Annotated in this window: 13 protein-coding genes; 7 read left to right on the top strand and 6 right to left on the bottom strand. The window is 73.0% G+C overall.

The genetic code is table 11. From position 1 onward, the window contains the following. Nucleotides 1–4: 4 nt before the first annotated feature. From ACH4E7_RS08370 to ACH4E7_RS08345, 6 genes are all read left to right on the top strand, one after another. A complete protein-coding gene (locus tag ACH4E7_RS08370; protein ID WP_396248204.1) occupies nucleotides 5–940 on the top strand; it encodes a hypothetical protein in 936 nt (311 codons plus the stop codon). After that, a complete protein-coding gene (locus ACH4E7_RS08365) occupies nucleotides 937–1,713 on the top strand; it encodes an alpha/beta fold hydrolase (RefSeq protein WP_396248203.1) in 777 nt (258 codons plus the stop codon). The genes ACH4E7_RS08370 and ACH4E7_RS08365 overlap by 4 nt, the downstream gene beginning before the upstream one ends. Then, nucleotides 1,710–3,482, top strand: coding sequence for an isocitrate/isopropylmalate family dehydrogenase (locus ACH4E7_RS08360; protein WP_396248202.1), 1,773 nt, complete (start codon nucleotides 1,710–1,712; stop codon nucleotides 3,480–3,482). The genes ACH4E7_RS08365 and ACH4E7_RS08360 overlap by 4 nt, the downstream gene beginning before the upstream one ends. Beyond that, nucleotides 3,475–4,335, top strand: a complete 861-nt coding sequence (locus ACH4E7_RS08355) for a DUF6282 family protein (protein WP_396248201.1) — start codon at nucleotides 3,475–3,477, stop codon at nucleotides 4,333–4,335. The genes ACH4E7_RS08360 and ACH4E7_RS08355 overlap by 8 nt, the downstream gene beginning before the upstream one ends. A 34-nt stretch (nucleotides 4,336–4,369) precedes the next feature. After that, entirely contained in the window at nucleotides 4,370–7,081 is a 2,712-nt protein-coding gene (gene ppc, locus ACH4E7_RS08350) for a phosphoenolpyruvate carboxylase (protein ID WP_396248200.1), read from the top strand. Between the two features lie 80 nt (nucleotides 7,082–7,161). Further along, the gene (locus tag ACH4E7_RS08345; protein WP_396248199.1) at nucleotides 7,162–8,217 is read left to right on the top strand and encodes an MBL fold metallo-hydrolase; all 1,056 of its coding nucleotides are present in this window, start codon (nucleotides 7,162–7,164) and stop codon (nucleotides 8,215–8,217) included. A 29-nt stretch (nucleotides 8,218–8,246) separates the two neighbouring features. Here the strand turns inward: ACH4E7_RS08345 and ACH4E7_RS08340 are convergent, their stop codons facing one another. From ACH4E7_RS08340 to ACH4E7_RS08315, 6 genes are all read right to left on the bottom strand, one after another. Continuing rightward, nucleotides 8,247–9,101 carry an ABC transporter permease gene (locus ACH4E7_RS08340; protein WP_396248198.1) on the bottom strand — a complete coding sequence of 285 codons (855 nt, stop codon included), beginning with the start codon at nucleotides 9,099–9,101 and terminating at the stop codon, nucleotides 8,247–8,249. Continuing rightward, the gene (locus ACH4E7_RS08335; protein ID WP_396248197.1) at nucleotides 9,098–11,875 is read right to left on the bottom strand and encodes an alpha/beta fold hydrolase; all 2,778 of its coding nucleotides are present in this window, start codon (nucleotides 11,873–11,875) and stop codon (nucleotides 9,098–9,100) included. Before ACH4E7_RS08335 ends, ACH4E7_RS08340 begins: the two co-directional genes overlap by 4 nt. A 240-nt stretch (nucleotides 11,876–12,115) precedes the next feature. Then, entirely contained in the window at nucleotides 12,116–12,577 is a 462-nt protein-coding gene (locus ACH4E7_RS08330) for a GNAT family N-acetyltransferase (protein WP_396248196.1), read from the bottom strand. 1 nt (nucleotide 12,578) lies between these two features. Further along, the gene (locus ACH4E7_RS08325) at nucleotides 12,579–13,517 is read right to left on the bottom strand and encodes an RluA family pseudouridine synthase (protein ID WP_396248195.1); all 939 of its coding nucleotides are present in this window, start codon (nucleotides 13,515–13,517) and stop codon (nucleotides 12,579–12,581) included. 68 nt (nucleotides 13,518–13,585) lie between these two features. Then, a complete protein-coding gene (gene lspA / locus ACH4E7_RS08320; RefSeq protein ID WP_396248234.1) occupies nucleotides 13,586–14,254 on the bottom strand; it encodes a signal peptidase II in 669 nt (222 codons plus the stop codon). Between the two features lie 163 nt (nucleotides 14,255–14,417). Further along, nucleotides 14,418–14,882, bottom strand: coding sequence for a TraR/DksA family transcriptional regulator (locus ACH4E7_RS08315; RefSeq protein ID WP_396248194.1), 465 nt, complete (start codon nucleotides 14,880–14,882; stop codon nucleotides 14,418–14,420). Nucleotides 14,883–15,521: 639 nt separating this feature from the next. On the opposite strand from ACH4E7_RS08315, the gene ileS reads away from it, so the two are divergent. Next, the gene (ileS, locus tag ACH4E7_RS08310) at nucleotides 15,522–18,671 is read left to right on the top strand and encodes an isoleucine--tRNA ligase (RefSeq protein WP_396248193.1); all 3,150 of its coding nucleotides are present in this window, start codon (nucleotides 15,522–15,524) and stop codon (nucleotides 18,669–18,671) included. Nucleotides 18,672–18,699 lie beyond the last annotated feature (28 nt).

Here is an 18,699-nt window from a genome sequence, read left to right as displayed (position 1 = left end):
AACCGTGAGCATCGTCAACATCGACGTCACCCTCCGTGACGGCGGCTACCGCAACAGCTTCAACTTCCCCCTGGACTACGCGCTGAAGCACGCCAAGCTCAGCGTCGAGGCGGGCTTCGACTGGGTCGAGATCGCCTACCGCAAGGGCTCGCTGGTGCCGATCCCGAACCTCGGGCTCACCGGCCGCGGCGACGACGAGTTCATCGCCGCCGTCGCCCAGGAGATCGGCCCGGACCGGGTCGCGATGATCCTGCACCCGAAGAACATCACCGAGCAGGACCTGCCCGCGATGTACGCCGCCGGCGCCCGCCTGGTCCGCATCATCCTGCCGTCCAAGGGCTACCAGCGCGGCCTGGAGTACATCCGCCAGGCCAAGGAGATCGGGTACACCGTCGGCGTCAACTTCGCCCGAATAAGCCAGTGGTCGGGGCGCGGCATCGTCGAGGTGTCCACCGCCGCCACCGACGCCGGTGCGGAGTTCGTCTACCTGGCCGACTCCAACGGCAGCCTCTCCCCGGTGGACACCACCGACCTCACCACCCTGACCAAGTCGGTCACCGGCGGCCCGGTCGGCCTGCACGCCCACAACAACCTGGGCCTCGCCCTGTCCAACGCGATCAGCGCGGTCGCCGCCGGTGCGACCTGGATGGACTCCTCGATCCAGGGCATGGGCAAGGGCCCGGGCAACCTGATCGCCGAGCAGTGGCTGGCGCACCTCGACCGCACCGACCCCGCGGCCTCGGCCCGCCTCCACCTGGGCCACGCCCTGGAGTTGGCCGAACTGCTGCTCGCCACCGTCCCGGAGGGCACCCCCTCCCTCCCGCTGCCGGACCTGGTCCTGGGCCGCTACGACCTGCCGGTCGAGCACCGCAAGGACCTGGTGGGCGGCAGCCACCACGAGGGCATCGCCACCGCGCGCACCCTCGCCACCGTCCGGTGACGACCACCGGACGGACTGTGCCGGCGGCGGTCTTCGGACCGGCGACCGCCGCCGGCGCGGCACACGCCCTCGTCCTCGCCCCGGTCACCCCCCGCTGGGACGGCGGAGCCTTCTTCACCCCCGTCACCCGGGCCCTGGTCGAGGCCGGCCTGCGGGTGACCGTGGTGGACACCCTCTCCGCCCGAGACGAGCAGATCGACTCGCTGGCCGCCCTCGCCGCCCGCTGGCGTCGACTCCTCACCCAGTACGGCCCGGTGGACCTACTCTGCGGGAACGCCCTGGGCGGGGCGGTGGCCCAGGCCCTGCTCCCCGACCTCGCCCCGCACACCGCGGCGCTGCTCGTCTCGGGCCCCGCCCGCAGCGACGCCGTCCTCGAGGCCAGGCTCACCGAGATCGCCGAACTGGCCGCCGCCGGCCGCTCCGGCGAGGCCCTGGCCCTGCTCAACCGGCGCGTCCAGCCGCACGACCGCCGCTTCGAACCGGGGGGCGACACCCCCGAACCGCACGACCCGGAGGCCGGGCGCCGCCTCGCCGCCGGGATGCGGATGCTGTGCGGCATCGACCTGACCGACGCGGTGCGGGCCCACCCCGGCCCGCTGCTGCAGATCGTCGGCGGTCACTCCCAGTTGGTCGGCCACCGCCACACCGCGGCGGCCCCGCACCACCGGGTGCACGTCATCCCGGGGGCCGGCATGCGCCCCCACTTCGAACGCACCGCAGAGGTGTCCGCCCTGGTCGGCACCTTCCTGCGGGAGAAGGGACTCAGCACATGAAGAGCGTCGCGGTACTCCCCGGCGACGGCATCGGACCGGAAGTCACCTCCGCGGCCCTCGACGTCGTGGACAAGCTCGGCCTCCCGCTCGACCTGCGCTTCGGCGAGATCGGCTGGGAGTGCTGGCGCCAGGAGGGCGACCCGGTCCCCCAGCGGACCTGGAAGCTCCTGGAGGAGACCGACACCTGCCTGCTCGGCGCCATCACCAGCAAGCCGCTGCGCGAGGCCGAGGCCGAGCTGCCCGCCGAACTGCGCGGCACCGGGCGCACCTTCGTCTCCCCGGTCATCCAGCTGCGCCAGCGGCTGAGCCTGTACGCCAACATCCGCCCGGTCATCGACCTGGTCGACGGCCGCTTCGACTTCACGGTGATCCGCGAGAACACCGAGGGCCTGTACGCCGGTTACGACTTCCACGGCCTGGACGACGCACTCTGGAACGTGGTCCGCGACCACCCCAACGCCCAGGCCTCCGGCCCGGATTCGAGCAGCGTCACGCTGCGCCTGCAGACCCGGTTCGGCATGGACCGGCTGCTGCGCTACGGCTTCGAGTACGCCCGCTCGCACGGCTACGACCGGCTCACCCTGGTCGACAAGCCCAACGTGCTGCGCCACAGCAGCAACCACCTGCGCGAGCGCCTGGAACTGATCGCCGGCGAGTACCCCGAGATCGAGACCGAGATCCTCAACGTCGACGCGATCGCCCTGTGGCTGGTGCGCCGGCCGGAGCGGTTCGGCGTGCTGGTCGCCGAGAACATGTTCGGCGACATCCTCTCCGACCTCGGCGCGGGCGTCATGGGCGGCCTCGGCCTCGCCCCCAGCGGCAACATCGGCGACCACGGCAGCTACTTCGAGCCGGTGCACGGCAGCGCCCCCGGCATGGCCGGGCAGAACCGCGCCAACCCGATGGCGATGGTGCTCACCGTCGCCCAGATGCTCGACCACCTGGGCCTGCCCGTCCCCGGCGGCGAACTCCGGGCTGCGGTCCGGGCGGTCGCCAAGCAGCGCACCACCGTCACATACGACATGGGCGGCACCAGCGGCACCCGCGAGGTCGCCCTGGCGGTGGCCGAGGAGCTCACCGCCGACCACGGCCCCGAGGACGTGGTGGACCGGCTCTCCCGCCTGGACACCGCCTCCGTCTCCGACGCCCTCGACAGCCTCGGCGTCGGCGGCGTACTGGCCGGCATCGCCCCCCGGGTGCCCGGTGCCCGCGCCGCCGGCCGCGCCTTCACCGTCAGCTACCAGCCCGTCGACAGCGCCGCCGAGGGCTTCCGCAACGCCGCCAACTACCTGGACGACGTGCCCGAGGGCTCCTTCGTGGTGGTCGACAACGCCGGCAGCACCAGCTGCACCAACTGGGGCTCGCTGCTGACCAGGCTCGCCCAGCGCCGCGGCGTGCGCGGCACCGCCCTGCACGGCTCCGCCCGCGACATCGCCGAGATCCGCGCCGCCGGCTACCCGCTGTTCAGCACCGGCGCCACCATGGTCAGCGGCAAGAACCGGGTGGAGCTCGCCGCCACCGGCCGGGACGTCGTCATCGGCGAGGTCACCGTACGACCCGGCGACATCGTGGTCGCCGACGACAACGGAGCCCTGGTGGTCCCCGCCGAGCACGCCGCCGAGGTCGCCGACCGGGCCGAGCGGGTGGAGCGGACCGAGAACGCCATCGCCGAGGCCGTCGACGCCGGCCTGCGGCTCGACGAGGCCCGCCGCCGGTACGGCTACGCCAAGCCCTGGGACGACGGCGGCGCCCAGCAGTCCCATGCGTGACCCGGCGGGGAGCGTGGTGGTGGACCTCCACTACCACGCCGGCCCCGACCTCTACCGCCGCCGCCTCACCTCCCTCGGCGCGGGCCGGGCCTACCAGGACGTCGGCGGCTGGGTGGTGCTCAAGAGCCACCTCAGCTCCACCGCCGCCCGCGCCTGGGAGGCCCGCCAGGAGGGGCTGCCGGTCTCCGGCACCCTCGTCCTCAACGAGCTGGCCGGCGGCGTCCGGCCCCGGGCCGTGGAGCAGGCGGTCTACGCCCACGGCCCGGACAGCCCGGCCCGCCTGGTCGTCCACCTGCCCACCCTGGTCGGCCACACCCACTGCTCGCCGCTGCGCCGTACCCCGTTCCACCCCCTGCTCGACCCCGAACGGTGGCGGACCCGCCCGGTCCTCGACGACGACGGCCGGCTGCGCCGGGACGTACGCGAGGTGCTCCGGGCGGCCCGCGACCTCCCGGTCGCGGTGGCCACCGGGCACAGCGACCGGGAGGCGGCGCTGCGCATCGTGGACGAGGCGGTCCGGCTCGACCTGCCGCGCCTGCTCCTCACCCACGCCACCCACCCCATGTCGGGCTTCACCCCCGACAACCTGACCGACCTGTCCCAAGTGCCCGGCCTGTACGTCGAGATCACCGCGCTGACCCTGCTGTTGGGCCACCGCGACGCCGGACACCTGAGCGAGCTGGTGCACGCCCACCCCCGGGTGCTGTTCAGCTCCGACCTCGGACAGCCCGACCAGCCGGACGTGAAGGAATGGCTGGACCTGAGCGCGCAGTGGTTCCGGGCCGCCGGCCTGACGAACCGGGAGATCAGGGCCATCACCTGGGCCAACCCGGTGAACCTGCTGACGCCGTGAACGGACCTTCACCACTCCCCGATCAGGAGCAGTCATGAACGCCCGTACCGACCACGCCGCCCTGCACGCGGACCTCCGGCACCTCGCGGACCTGCTCGACGAGACGCTGGTCCGCCAGGAGGGCCCCGAGCTGCTCGGCCTGGTCGAGCAGGTCCGCCTGCTCAGCCGCACCGACGGTGAGGCCACCGCCGAACTGCTGCGCGGCATCGGGCCGGCGACCGCGGCCAAACTGGTCCGCGCCCTCGCCACCTACTTCCACCTGGCCAACGTCACCGAACAGGTGCACCGCGGCCGCGAACTGCGCGCCGTCAGGGAACGGGCCGGCGCCGCCCTCGCCCGCGTCGTCCAGCGGGCGGCGAGGGAGGCGCCGGACGCCCTGGCCCGGGCGGTCGAACACCTCAACGTCCGCCCGGTCTTCACCGCCCACCCCACCGAGGCCGCCCGCCGCTCGGTCCTCACCAAGCTGCGCCGGATCGCCGAACTGCTGGAGACCCCGGTCCCCGAGGCGGACCGCCGCCGCCACGACGCGCGGCTCGCCGAGACCATCGACCTGATGTGGCAGACCGACGAGCTGCGGGTGGTCCGCCCCGAACCCGCCGACGAGGCCCGCAACGCCATCTACTACCTGGACGAGCTGCACGCCAACGCGGTCGGTGACGTCCTGGAGGACCTCACCGCCGAGCTGGAGCGGGTCGGCGTCCGACTGCCCGACGACACCCGCCCGTTGACCTTCGGCACCTGGATCGGCGGCGACCGCGACGGCAACCCCAACGTCACCCCGGAGGTCACCTGGGACGTCCTGATCCTCCAGCACGAGCACGGCATCAACGACGCCCTGGCGATGGTCGACGAGCTGCGCGGACTGCTCTCCAACTCCATCCGCTACACCGGCGCCACCGACGAGCTGCTCGGCTCGCTGGAGCACGACCTGGCCCGCCTGCCCGAGATCAGCCCCCGCTACAAGCGGCTCAACTCCGAGGAGCCGTACCGCCTCAAGGTCACCGCGATCCGCCAGAAGCTGGTGAACACCAAGCGCCGGCTCGCCGAGGGCGGCCCGCACGAGGAGGGCCGCGACTACCTCGGCACCGCCGAACTGCTGCGCGACCTCACTCTGGTGCAGACCTCGCTGCGCGAGCACCGCGGCGGCCTGTTCGCCGAGGGCCGGCTGGGCCGGACGATCCGCACCCTCGCCGCCTTCGGCCTGCAACTGGCCACCATGGACGTGCGCGAGCACGCCGACGCCCACCACCACGCCCTCGGCCAGCTCTTCGACCGACTGGACGAGGAGTCCTGGCGCTACGCCGAGATGCCCCGCGACTACCGGCAGCGGCTGCTGGCCAAGGAGCTCACCTCCCGCCGGCTGCTCGGCCCGGCGCGGCTGGACCGGGCCGGGGAGCGGACCCTGGGGGTCTTCCACACCGTCCGCCGGGCGCTGGACTCCTTCGGGCCCGAGGTCATCGAGTCGTACATCATCTCGATGTGCCAGGGCGCGGACGACGTCTTCGCCGCCACCGTGCTGGCCCGCGAGGCCGGCCTGGTCGATCTGCACGCCGGGATCGCCGAGATCGGCATCGTGCCGCTGCTGGAGACCACCGACGAGCTGAGGGCCGCCGACACGATCCTGGAGGACATGCTCTCCGACCCGTCGTACCGGGCCCTGGTCGCCCTGCGCGGGGACGTCCAGGAGGTCATGCTCGGCTACTCGGACTCCTCCAAGTTCGGCGGCATCACCACCTCCCAGTGGGAGATCCACCGCGCCCAGCGCCGGCTGCGCGACGTCGCCCACCGCTACGGGGTGCGGCTGCGCCTCTTCCACGGCCGCGGCGGCACCGTCGGCCGCGGCGGCGGCCCCTCGCACGACGCGATCCTCGCCCAGCCCTGGGGCACCCTGGAGGGCGAGATCAAGGTCACCGAGCAGGGCGAGGTGATCAGCGACAAGTACCTGGTCCCGTCGCTGGCCCGGGAGAACCTGGAACTGACGGTCGCCGCCACGCTGCAGGCCTCCGCGCTGCACACCGCCCCGCGCCAGTCGGGCGAGGCCCTGGCCCGCTGGGACGCCGCGATGGACGTGGTCTCCGACGCCGCGCACGCCGCCTACCGCGCACTGGTGGAGGACCCGGACCTGCCCGCCTACTTCCTGGCCTCCACCCCCGTCGACCAACTCGCCGACCTGCACCTGGGTTCACGGCCCTCGCGCCGCCCGGACTCCGGTGGCGGGCTGGACGGCCTGCGGGCGATCCCCTGGGTGTTCGGCTGGACCCAGTCCCGGCAGATCGTGCCGGGCTGGTACGGCGTCGGCTCCGGGCTGAAGGCGCTGCGCGAGGCGGGCCTCGGCACCGTCCTGGACGAGATGCACGAGCAGTGGCACTTCTTCCGCAACTTCGTCTCCAACGTGGAGATGACGCTGGCCAAGACCGACCTGGGGATCGCCCGGCACTACGTGGAGACGCTGGTGCCCGAGCCGCTCCAGCACGTCTTCGCGGCGATCGAGGCCGAGCACGACCTGACCGTCAGCGAGCTGCTGCGAATCACCGGCGAGAGCAAACTCCTGGAATCCCAGCCGGTGTTGAAGCAGACCTTCACCGTCCGCGACGCCTACCTGGACCCGATCTCCTACCTCCAGGTCGCCCTGCTCAAGCGCCAGCGGGACGCGGCCGCCGCGGGCGAGGAGCCCGACCGCACGCTCTGCCGGGCCCTGCTGCTGACCGTCAACGGCGTCGCCGCCGGCCTGCGCAACACCGGCTGACGCCCCCCCCCACGAAGCCACCCCGCGAAGCCCCGCGAAGCCACCCCACGAAGGCCCCTCCCACACAAGAAGGCCCAGCCATGACAGAGCCACCCGAACACCAGGTCGCCCCCTCCCGGCGCCGCGTGCTGCGCACCGCCGTCGTCGCCGGCGCCGCCCTGGCCGTCCCGCTCGCGGGCGGACTCCCCCAGGCCGAGGCCCGGGAGGAGAGCCGGCCCGCACACCGGCCCGCACGCCCCCGGATCGGCTCGCTCGGCGACCAGTCCGCCGTCCGCACCTTCACCCTGGGCGACGTCCGGCTCACCTATGTCGTCGACGCCGCCATGGAGTTGGACCGCACCGGCTTCCTGCCCGCCGTCCCCTCCTCCTACTGGGCGGAGCACCCCGAGGAGGTCGCGCCCTCCGGCCGGATCGCCGCCTCGGCCGGCGGCGTCCTGGTCGAACGGGGCCACCGCCGGCTGCTGATCGACGTGGGCCTCGGTGCCAATGTGCTCCCGCCCTCGCTCGGCGTCTCCCGCGGCGGAGCGCTGCTGCGCACCCTCCGGGGGCTGCGGGTGGCGCCGGAGTCCATCGACACCGTGGCCTTCACCCACCTGCACACCGACCACACCGGCATGGGCTTCCTCACCGCACCGGGCCGGGCGCCGCGCAAGGCGTTCCCGCGCGCCGGCTACCTGGTGGCCGGGGCCGAGTGGGAGCCGTTCTGGGAGCACCGGGTCAAGGTCGGGGCGCCGTCCTGGGACAGCTTCATGCTCCCGATGTCGAAGGTGCTGCGCCGCTTCGACGACGGCGCGCAGGTGTGGCCCGGCGTCAGAGCGCTGATCACCCCCGGCCACAGCCCGGGCCACACCACCTTCGTCATCTCGGCCGGCGACGGGCGGCGGATCCTGGTGTTCGGCGACGCCTTCCACACCCCGGCCCAGGTGGCCCACCCCGAGTGGCCGTCCGGACCGGACACCGACGTCGACAAGGTGCTCAAGGCCCGCCGAACCCTGCTGGCCGAGCTGCGCAAGCCGCGCACCTACGGCTTCGCGTTCCACTTCGGCGACCAGGCCTTCGGCCGGGTCGGCGAGGACGGCCGCTGGCACCCGGTGCCCGCCCGCGCCCTGCTGCCCACCCCGGTCCAGCTGCCCTGATCCACACTGCCCTGATTCACAAGAAGGGGTTACGACACCACGTCCTTGCGCGCGAACCCCCGGAAGGCCAGCGCCAACAGCACCACCGCGTACGAGAGCGACAGCGAGACGCCCTGCAGCATGCCGCCCCACTCCAGCTGCGGCTGCAGGGCGTCCGCCCACGCGTACTGCCAGTGCGCCGGCAGCCACTCCCGCAGATCGCCCAGCGCGGTGACCGCGTCCAGCACCCCGGTGATGATCGAGACGAACACCGCCCCGCCGACCGCCCCCAGCGGCGCGTCCGTCGCCGTCGACAGCCAGAAGGCCAGCGCGGCGATCACCAGCTCGCTCAGGAACACGAAGGCCACCGCGAGCGCGATCCGGGGCAGCGCCTGCCCGGCCGGCAGGCTGGCCCCGGCGGGCAGCTTCAGGTCCCCCCAGCCGTACGCGGCGGTGCCGACCACCAGCCCGATCGCGGGCAGCATCACCACCGCCACCGCCGAGAACGCCAGCCCGACCGCGAACTTGCGGGCCAGCAGCCGGGCCCTCGGCACCGGCGCGGCCAGCAGGTAGCGCAGCGAGGACCAGCTGGCCTCCGAGGCGACCGTGTCCCCGCAGAACAGCGCGACCGGGATCACCAGCATGAAGCCGGTGCCCACGAACAGCATGGTGACGGCGAAGTTGGCGCCGGAGGCGGTGGCCAGCTCGATGAAGGTGGTCCGGTCCGGACGCCCCGGGGTGCCGCCGATCTGGAACGCGGCCAGGATGACGAACGGCATCGCCGCCAGCACCCCACCGATCACCAGCGTGCGGCGTCGGCGCAGCTGCCGCATCGCCTCCACCCGCAGCGGCAGGGTCCGGCTCGCCCGGTACCCCTCGGCATGGTCCGTCGAGACGGCGCTCACGCCGCACCTCCGATCAACGACAGGAACGCGTCCTCCAACCGCCGCTGCGGCCCGGCACTCTCCACCGGCACCCCCAGCCGCACCAGCTCCGCCAGCAGCTCACTCGGCGCGAGCCCGTCCAGCCGGACGAGCAGCCCGTCCTCGACGGCCTCCGCCGAGCCGACCCCGGCCAGCGCGCCGACCTTGGCGACCACCGACTCCGGGTCGCAGGTGTCGGCGACCCCGATCATCAGCAGCTCGCCGGCGCCGACGATCTCCCCGACCGGCCCGGCCGTCACCAGCCGCCCGCGGTCCATGACCACCAGGTCCGTACAGCTCTGCTCGACCTCGGCCAGCAGGTGGCTGGAGACGATGACGGTCCGCCCGCCGGCCGCGTACCGGATCATCACCTCGCGCATCTCGCGGATCTGCGGCGGGTCCAGCCCGTTGGTCGGCTCGTCCAGGATCAGCAGGTCCGGCATCCCGAGCATCGCCTGCGCGATGGCCAGGCGCTGCCGCATGCCCTGCGAGTAGGTGCGCACCGCCCGGTCCAGCGCCTCGCCGAGCCCGGCGATCGCCAGCGCCTCGTCGAAGCGCGCGTCCTCCTCCGGCCGCCCGGTGGCCTGCCAGTACAGCCGCAGGTTGGCCCGTCCGGTCAGGTGCGGCAGGAAGCCCGCGCCCTCGACGAAGGCCCCGACCCGCGAGAGCACCGGTGCCCCCGGCCGCACCAGGTGTCCGAAGATCCGGATCTCCCCGGCGTCCGGCCGGATCAGGCCCATCAGCATCCGCAGCGTGGTGGTCTTGCCCGCGCCGTTCGGCCCGAGCAGGCCGAGCACCTGGCCCTGCTCCACCCGGAAGCCCAGGTCCCGTACGGCGTACCGGTCCTGCGCGCCCTTGTAGCGCTTGCTCAGTCCGCTGATCTGCAGCGGCACCCCGGCCAGCTCCGGGTCGAAGCCCGGTCCGGCGGCCGCCGAGCGCCGCCGCCGCACCACCGGCACCAGCACCAGGGCGGCGGCCACCAGCACGGCCGCCAGCGGCAGCAGCCAGGTCCGCGCGGGCAGCGGCGCCGCCTCGGTGACCAGCTCCTCGTCGGTCGGCACGGTGAGCGCCCCGGCCGGCGCGACCCGGTAGGTGGCCGGCTCGGCCGGAGAGGCGTACGCCAGGTCGGTGGACGCCAGCACCAGCCGCACCCGGTGCCCGGTCGGGAAGGTGTGGTCCACGGTCGGCAGCTGGACGGTCACGGTCCGGCCCGCGTCGGCGCCGGTCACCCGCAGCGGGGCTGCGAGCTGCTGCGGCAGCACCGACTTGCCGTCCGGCCCGACGTCGTACAGCTTCGCGAACAGCACCGCGTCCGGCCGGTCCGCCGTCACCTTCACCGGCACGGTCGGCTGCCCGGTCAGGTGCAGCGGCGTGTCCAGCGGCGCCGAGTCGAAGGCGGCGTTCTGCCCCGGGAAGTCCAGCGACAGCCCGGCCCCGAGCGAGGCCGCCTGGCTCAGCGCGCCGATCCCCGGCAGCGTCGAGATCCCCGGCGGTGCCCCGCCGGGCGGGTTGGCGACCGGCTTCTCCCCGCCCGCCAGCTCGATCGAGCGGGTGCCCGTCCCGGCCAGCCCCGGGTAGCGGTCCGCGGAGGCGCCGCGCAGCACGGCCTGGAAGCCGGTGGAGTCCACGCCCCCGGTCCGGGTCACCCGGAAGGCCGGCCCGGTGTCGTTGCCGTGCCCCCACAGGTAGTGGTCGAACCAGGCGGTCACCCGGTCGTCCACCCGCGCGCTGGTGTCCGTCCCGCCGTCGTGCCCGCCCGCGAACCAGTCCACCGCGACCGGCGCGCCGTTGGCCGCCACCGCCCGGGCGATCCGGTCGCCCTGGTCCAGCGGGAACAGCGAGTCCTGCTGCCCCTGCACCACCAGGGTGGGCGCCTTGAGCTGCGCCGCCACCGAGGACGGACTGGACTTCTCCAGCAGCGCGACGGCCTCCGGATCGGCGTGCCCGGCGGTGGCGACCCGGTCGTACATCTGGCAGAGCGAGTCCAGGAACCGCCCGCAGCCCACCTGCCCGTCGGTCGTCGGCTTGGGCCCGGCCCCGCCGCGCGGCGCCCCGCCCGAGGGCCCGAGGTCCCCAGCCGCGCCGGTGGTGAAGAAGATCCCGGCCCACAGCTTCTTGAACACGCCGTCCGCCGCGTCCGAGCCCTGCACGCCCTGCGGGAACAGCGCGTCGGCCAGGTTCCACCAGGTGATCTGGGTGGCCACCGCGTCGATCCGGTGGTCGTACGCGGAGGCCAGCAGCGAGATCGCCCCGCCGTACGAGGCGCCGGTGATGCCCACCCGGGGGTCGCCGGGCGCGTCGAGCCGTACCTCGGGCCGCTGGGCCAGCCAGTCCACCAGGTGCTTGACGTCCTCGACCTCGCGGTCCGGCGCGTTCAGGCCGATCTTCCCGCCCGAGTGCCCGAAGCCGCGCGCCGACCAGGTCAGCACCGCGTAGCCCTGCCGGGCCAGCTGCTGGGCGCGCTCCCGCTCGCCGTCCTTGGAGCCGCCGAAGCCGTGCGCGAGCAGGACCGCCGGTCGCGGGGTGGTGCCGGTGGTGAAGAACGAGGTGTCCAGTTGGACCTGCTGGGCGCTGCCGGGCGTCTCCGGCATGCTGAGGAAACGATCCTCCTGATGGACCGCCTGCTCTCCGCCGGACGCCACCGCCGCCGTACCGACTCCGGCGACCGCGACCAGGGCCACCGCCCCGGCCAGCACCTTGCGCCGCACCGACATGCCGCGGCCGCGCCAGCGACGCCATGTCCCACCGAACTCCATGGGGGCTGATCGTATCCGCCGCCCGGGTAGGCGCCCGATAAAGCCACCGCCCCTTTCGCCCGGTTCACCCCGCTAAGCACCGGTACCGCACGGCTCACCCGGCTCACCCCCGGGACCGAAGCCCCCCTCGCCCCTTCCGCCTCCCGGCTCTCCCCGAAACAGCGGTTCCCCGCGCCCCGGGAAGGGGCGCGGGGAACCGCGCGAAGCGGAAGGCCACGGCCTTCGGATGCCTCCCGGCCGCTACAGGGCCCGGGTCATCGTCCGGTGCGGAATCCCGGCATCGTCGTACACCGGCCCCTCCGCCACGTACCCCAGCCGCTCGTAGAACCCGAGCGCCTGCACCTGCGCGTGCAGCTCGACCTCGACGGCTCCGCGTTCAAGCCCCGCCGCCTCGATCGCCCGGACCAGCTCAGCCCCGAGTCCGGTCCCCCGGGCGGCGGCGACGACCGCGAGCCGCCCGAGCAGCACCCGCCCCTCAACACCCCCGGTCAGCTTCAGCGCCTGCTCCCCGAAGATCAGCCGCCCGGTCCCGAGCGCGGCCCCGTCGGCAGCGACGGCCAGCAGGTGCACCGAGGTCCGGTCGTACTCGTCGTACTCCAGTTCCTCCGGCACGTTCTGCTCGACGATGAACACCTCACGCCGGACGTCCCGGACCAGCGTGAGGTCCGCCTCACCCTCGGCGACCCGGATCGAGACCGGCACGTCAGCTCTCCGCCGCGATGATGTCCAGGGCCTTCTGCAGGTCCGCCGGGTACTCGCTGCTGAACTCGACCCACTGCCCGTCCGCCGGGTGCTCGAAGCCGAGCGAGACCGCGTGCAGCCACTGCCGGGTCAGCCCGAGCCGCTTGGCCAGCGTCGGGTCGGCGCCGTACGTCAGGTCGCCGACGCAGGGGTGGCGCAGCGCGGACATGTGGACGCGGATCTGGTGGGTGCGGCCGGTCTCCAGCTTGATGGCCAGCAGCGAGGCCGCCCGGTACGCCTCGATCAGGTCGTAGTGGGTGATGGACGCCTTGCCGTCACGGGTGACCGCCCACTTCCAGTCCGAGCTGGGGTGCCGCCCGATCGGCGCGTCCACCGTGCCGCTCATCGGGTCCGGGTGTCCCTGGACCAGCGTGTGGTACCGCTTCTCGGTGATCCGGTCGTGGAACTGCCGCTTGAGGTCGGTGTAGGCCCGCTCGGACTTGGCGACGACCATCAGCCCCGAGGTGCCGACGTCCAGCCGGTGCACGATGCCCTGCCGCTCGGCGGCACCGGACGTCGAGATCCGGTAACCGGCGGCGGCGAGCCCGCCGATCACGGTGGGGCCGGTCCAGCCGGGGCTCGGGTGCGCGGCGACGCCGACCGGCTTGTCGACCAGCACGATGTCCTCGTCGTCGTGGACGATCCGCATGCCGTCGACCGGCTCGGCGACGATCTGCACCGGGGCGGCGGGGGCGGGAATCTCGACCTCCAGCCAGGAACCGGCGGTCACCCGGTCCGACTTGCCGGCCACGGCGCCGTCGAGCGTCACCTTGCCCTCGGCGGCCAACTCGGCGGCCTTGGTCCGGGAGAAACCGAACATCCGGGCGAGGGCGGCGTCGAGGCGCTCGCCCTCCAGGCCGTCGGGTACGGGGAGGCTGCGGATCTGCGCTGCGGTACTCACCCGTACGAGTATGCCGGAAAGGCGGCACCGCCCCTCCCGCCGGCGGTCCCGCCCGGTGGCGCAGCGCCCTACTTGTCGCCCTTCTCCGCCTGCTGGTGCACGGTCCCGTCCGGGTTGCTGCCCCGGAAGGAGAGGAGCACCACCAGGATCCCGCCGCAGACGATCGCCGAGTCGGCGAGGTTGAACACCGCGAAGTGCTGGACCGAGACGAAGTCCACGACGTGCCCGCGGAAGACGCCCGGCGCGCGGAACAGCCGGTCGGTGAGGTTGCCGAGCGCCCCGCCGAGCAGGAGTCCGAGCGCGATCGCCCACGGCAGGCTGTACAGCCTGCGGGCGATCCGCCAGATCACCACGATGACGGCCGAGGCGATCATCGTGAAGACGACGGTCAGCGCCTGCCCCATGCCGAAGGCGGCTCCGGAGTTGCGGATCACCTGGAGGGTGACGACGTCGCCGATCACCTTGATCGCCGCGTGGTTCTCCAGCTTGGCGACGACCAGCAGCTTGCTGCCCAGGTCGATCAGGAAGGCGAGCACCGCGACGACCAGCAGCACGCCGACCCGCCGCGGCCCCTTGGGCTTCTCCACCACCGTGGCCCCGCCCCCGGACGTCGCGTCGCCGTCGGCCGAAGCCGCCTCCGCGGGCTCGGTGGGATCGACCACGGCCACCTCCACGGCATCGGCGGGGTTCGGGACGGCGTCGTCCCGGGTCTGGGGGGAACCTTGCGTACTGATGATCCGCTCCGCTGCCGATGGAGCTCCCCCGGGCAGGAGGTGGGGGAGGGTGGTGGGCCGATGCCGCCCTGGAATCCGTCGAGGAACCGCTACGGACGTGTCAGGCGACGTTACGGGGTCGAGCGTACGGCAAGCCCGACCCCCGACGTCGCTCCGGTGGCCCGGTTCAGCGGCGTTCCTGCTTGGCCTTGCACTGGACGCAGAGCGTGGCCCGGGGGAAGGCCTGCATCCGGGCCTTGCCGATGGCCTGTCCGCAGGACTCGCAGATGCCGAAGCCGACGCCCTCCAGCCGCTCCAGGGCGCGCTCCGTCTGGGCGAGGCTGTCCCGCGCGTTGTTGGCGAGTGCCAGCTCGCTCTCCCGCGAGATGTTCTTCGTACCGGCATCCACCTGGTCGTCGCCGGCCCCGTCGTTGGAGTCGCGCATCAGGCCGGCGATGGCGGCGTCGGCGGCGTCGATCTCGCCGCGCAGCCGCTCCAGGTCGCTGATCAGCTCGTCGTGCAGCTCGTGGACCTCCTCCGAGGTCCACGGGTCCTCGCCGGGCCGGACCGGCAGCGTGGCCGGATCGACGGACTCGGCCCCGCGCGGTGCGGTGACGGTGTCGGTGCTGCTCTGAGGTGCGGTAGTGGTCACGGTCCCCTCCCCTGGATCGGCCGCCACGGCCTTGCGTGCCCGCTTGGTGGCGGTGCCCACGCCGGTTGCCTTATCAGCCATGGCTTCGACCCCATCTACGAACGAATCGAGCCGCCGGTTCCCGGCGGCTTCCAGTGCCGGAACGATAATCCCGATCAAAACCGGTCACAACATGACATACCGGCGCCTCGCGCTGATCCCACCCAGGCAGCCGCCCCAGCCGCCACGCCCCGCGCGCTGACAGACTTGTGCCCACCTCACCCCCGCCTAACCACCCCGCCGACCAGCCCTTCCATGCCCCGCGACCACCCCCGCGGAAACGGTTTGGACAAACCGACTTGCCCGGCCGATACACTGGCCCTGCAAGGCGCAGATGGGACGAGTACCGACGTACGCAGCCACCAGCGACCCGGGGACGGTGTGAGCCCGGGGGTGTGCACGACGGGAAGATCACCCCGGAGCCGCCGGAAGAACGGCCACCGCGCGACCCGCGGCGGCCCACTAGACCCGGCAGCAAGCCCAAACAAGAGGGCCGCAACGCAGCACCGCGGCCAAGGAGGGTGGTACCGCGGGGCGGCCAGGCCGTCTCGTCCCTCCGGAGGATTCAGTCCCAGCATCCGCCGGAGGTAGACGCCCGCGATGAGCAGCACCTACAACCCCGTCCCCGCGCAGGTGGACCTGCCTGCCCTGGAGCACCAGATCCTGTCCTTCTGGCAGGACAACAAGATCTTCCAGCGCAGCCTGGAGCAGTCCGAGGGCCGCCCCGAGTGGGTCTTCTACGAGGGCCCGCCGACCGCCAACGGCATGCCCGGCGCCCACCACATCGAGGCCCGCGTCTTCAAGGACGTCTTCCCGCGTTACCGGACGATGAAGGGCTACCACGTCGCCCGCAAGGCCGGCTGGGACTGCCACGGTCTGCCGGTCGAGCTGGCCGTCGAGAAGGAGCTGGGCTTCTCCGGCAAGCAGGACATCGAGGCGTACGGCATCGCCGAGTTCAACGCCAAGTGCCGCGACTCGGTGACCCGCCACACCGACGCCTTCGCCGAGCTGACCACCCGCATGGGGTACTGGGTCGACCTCGACCAGGCCTACCGGACGATGGACCCGTCGTACGTCCAGTCCGTCTGGTGGTCGCTCAAGCAGATCTTCGACAAGGGCCTGCTGGTCCAGGACCACCGGGTCGCCCCCTGGTGCCCGCGCTGCGGCACCGGCCTGTCCGACCACGAGCTGGCCCAGGGCTACGAGACCGTGGTCGACCCCTCGGTCTTCGTCCGCTTCCCGCTCACCGGCGGCCCGCTGGCCGGCCAGGCCGCCCTGCTGGTCTGGACGACGACCCCGTGGACCCTGGTCTCCAACACCGCCGCCGCCGTCCACCCCGAGGTCACCTACGTGGTGGCCACCGACGGCAACGAGAAGCTGGTCGTGGCCGAGCCGCTGCTCGCCAAGGCCCTCGGCGAGGGCTGGGAGGCCACCGGCGAGTCCTTCACCGGTGCCGAGATGGAGCGCTGGGCGTACCGCCGCCCCTTCGACCTGGTCGAGATCGAGAACGCGCACTACGTCCTCAACGCCGACTACGTCACCACCGAGGACGGCACCGGCATCGTCCACCAGTCCCCCGCCTTCGGTGCGGACGACCTCGCGACCTGCCGCAAGTACGGCCTGCCGGTGGTCAACCCGGTGCTCGCCGACGGCACCTTCGCCCCCGAGGTCCCGCTGGTCGGCGGCCAGTTCTTCAAGAAGGCCGACGAGGCCCTGGTCGCGGACCTCAAGGAGCGCGGCCTGCTCTTCCGTCACGTGCCGTACGAGCACAGCTACCCGCACTGCTGGCGCTGCCACACCGCGCTGCTCTACTACGCGCAGCCGTCCTGGTACATCCGGACCACCGCCGTCAAGGACGCGCTGATCCGCGAGAACGAGGCCACCAACTGGTTCCCGGAGACGGTCAAGCACGGCCGCTTCGGCGACTGGCTGAACAACAACATCGACTGGGCGCTCAGCCGCAACCGCTACTGGGGCACCCCGCTGCCGATCTGGCGCTGCGAGGAGGGCCACCTCACCTGCGTCGGCTCGCTGGCCGAGCTGACCGAGCTGACCGGCATCGACCAGAGCGGCCTCGACCCGCACCGCCCGTTCATCGACGAGGTGACCTTCGGCTGCCGCGACTGCGGCGGCACCGCCACCCGCGTGCCCGAGGTCATCGACGCCTGGTACGACTCGGGCTCGATGCCCTTCGCCCAGTACGGCTACCCGTACCGGAACAAGGAGCTGTTCGAGAAGCGCTACCCGGCGCAGTTCATCTCCGAGGCGATCGACCAGACCCGCGGCTGGTTCTACACGCTGATGGCGGTCGGCACCCTGGTGTTCGACAAGAACAGCTACGAGAACGTCGTCTGCCTGGGCCACATCCTGGCCGAGGACGGCCGCAAGATGTCCAAGCACCTGGGCAACATCCTGCAGCCGATCCCGCTGATGGACCAGCACGGCGCCGACGCCGTCCGCTGGTTCATGGCGGCCGGCGGTTCGCCCTGGTCGGCCCGCCGGGTCGGCCACGGCACCATCCAGGAGGTGGTCCGCAAGACCCTCCTCACCTACTGGAACACCGTCGCCTTCCAGGCCCTGTACGCCCGCACCTCCGACTGGGCGCCCTCCGCGAGCGACCCGGCCCCGGCCGAGCGCCCGCAGCTGGACCGCTGGGTGCTCTCCGAGCTGAACACCCTGGTCCGCGAGGTCGACGCGGCCTTCGAGGCGTACGACACCCAGCGCGCCGGCAAGCTGCTCTCCGGCTTCGTCGACGACCTGTCCAACTGGTACGTCCGCCGCGGCCGCCGCCGCTTCTGGCAGGGCGACGCCGCCGCGCTCGCCACCCTGCACGAGGCGCTGGAGACGGTCACCCGCCTGATGGCCCCGATGACCCCGTTCATCACCGAGCGGGTCTGGCAGGACCTGGTCGTCGCGGTCGCCCCGGACGCCCCGGCCTCGGTCCACCTGGCCACCTGGCCGGAGGCCGACGAGTCCCTGATCGACACCGAGCTCTCCCGGCACATGGCGCTGGTCCGCCGCCTGGTCGAGCTCGGCCGGGCCACCCGCGCCGAGTCCGGCGTGAAGACCCGCCAGCCGCTCTCCCGCGCGCTGGTCGCCGCCCAGGGCTGGGAGGAGCTGCCCGCCGACCTGCGCGCGCAGATCGCCGAGGAGCTCAACGTCTCCACCCTGGAGTCCCTCTCCGCGTCGTCCCCGTCCGGGGCGGGCGGCGGCTCACTGGTCGACACCAGCGCCAAGGCCAACTTCCGCGCGCTGGGCAAGCGCTTCGGCAAGGGCGTGCAGGACGTCGCCAAGGCCGTCGCCGCCACCGACGCCGCCCGCCTGGCCGCCGAACTGCGCGCCAACGGCGAGACCGGCGTCGAGCTCAACGGCGAGACGATCACCCTGTCCCCCGACGAGGTCATCATCACCGAGACCCCGCGCGAGGGCTGGGCCGTCGCCAACGAGTCCGGCGCCACCGTCGCCCTCGACCTGGCCATCACCCCGGAGCTCAAGCGCCTCGGCATCGCCCGCGACGCCATCCGCCAGATCCAGGAGGCCCGCAAGAACTCCGGCCTGGACGTCGCCGACCGCATCGTCCTGCGCTGGCGCGCCACCGCCGAGGAGACCGCCGAGGCCATCGCCGAACACGGCCCCCTCGTCGCCGAAGAGGTCCTCGCCACCGACTTCGCCGCCGGCGCAGCCGACTGGGACTCCGAGACCTTCACCGACGAATCCCTCGGCCTGGCCTTCCAGCTCCGCAAGGCCTGACCGACCCCACCGGAACCGCCGCCCGGCT

Origin of the sequence: Kitasatospora sp. NPDC018058 (genome assembly GCF_044327205.1) — a bacterium.
Classification (GTDB): Bacteria; Actinomycetota; Actinomycetes; order Streptomycetales; family Streptomycetaceae; genus Kitasatospora.
The sequence above is the reverse complement of the archived record's forward strand: the minus strand, read 5'-3'. Positions and strand labels throughout refer to the sequence as shown.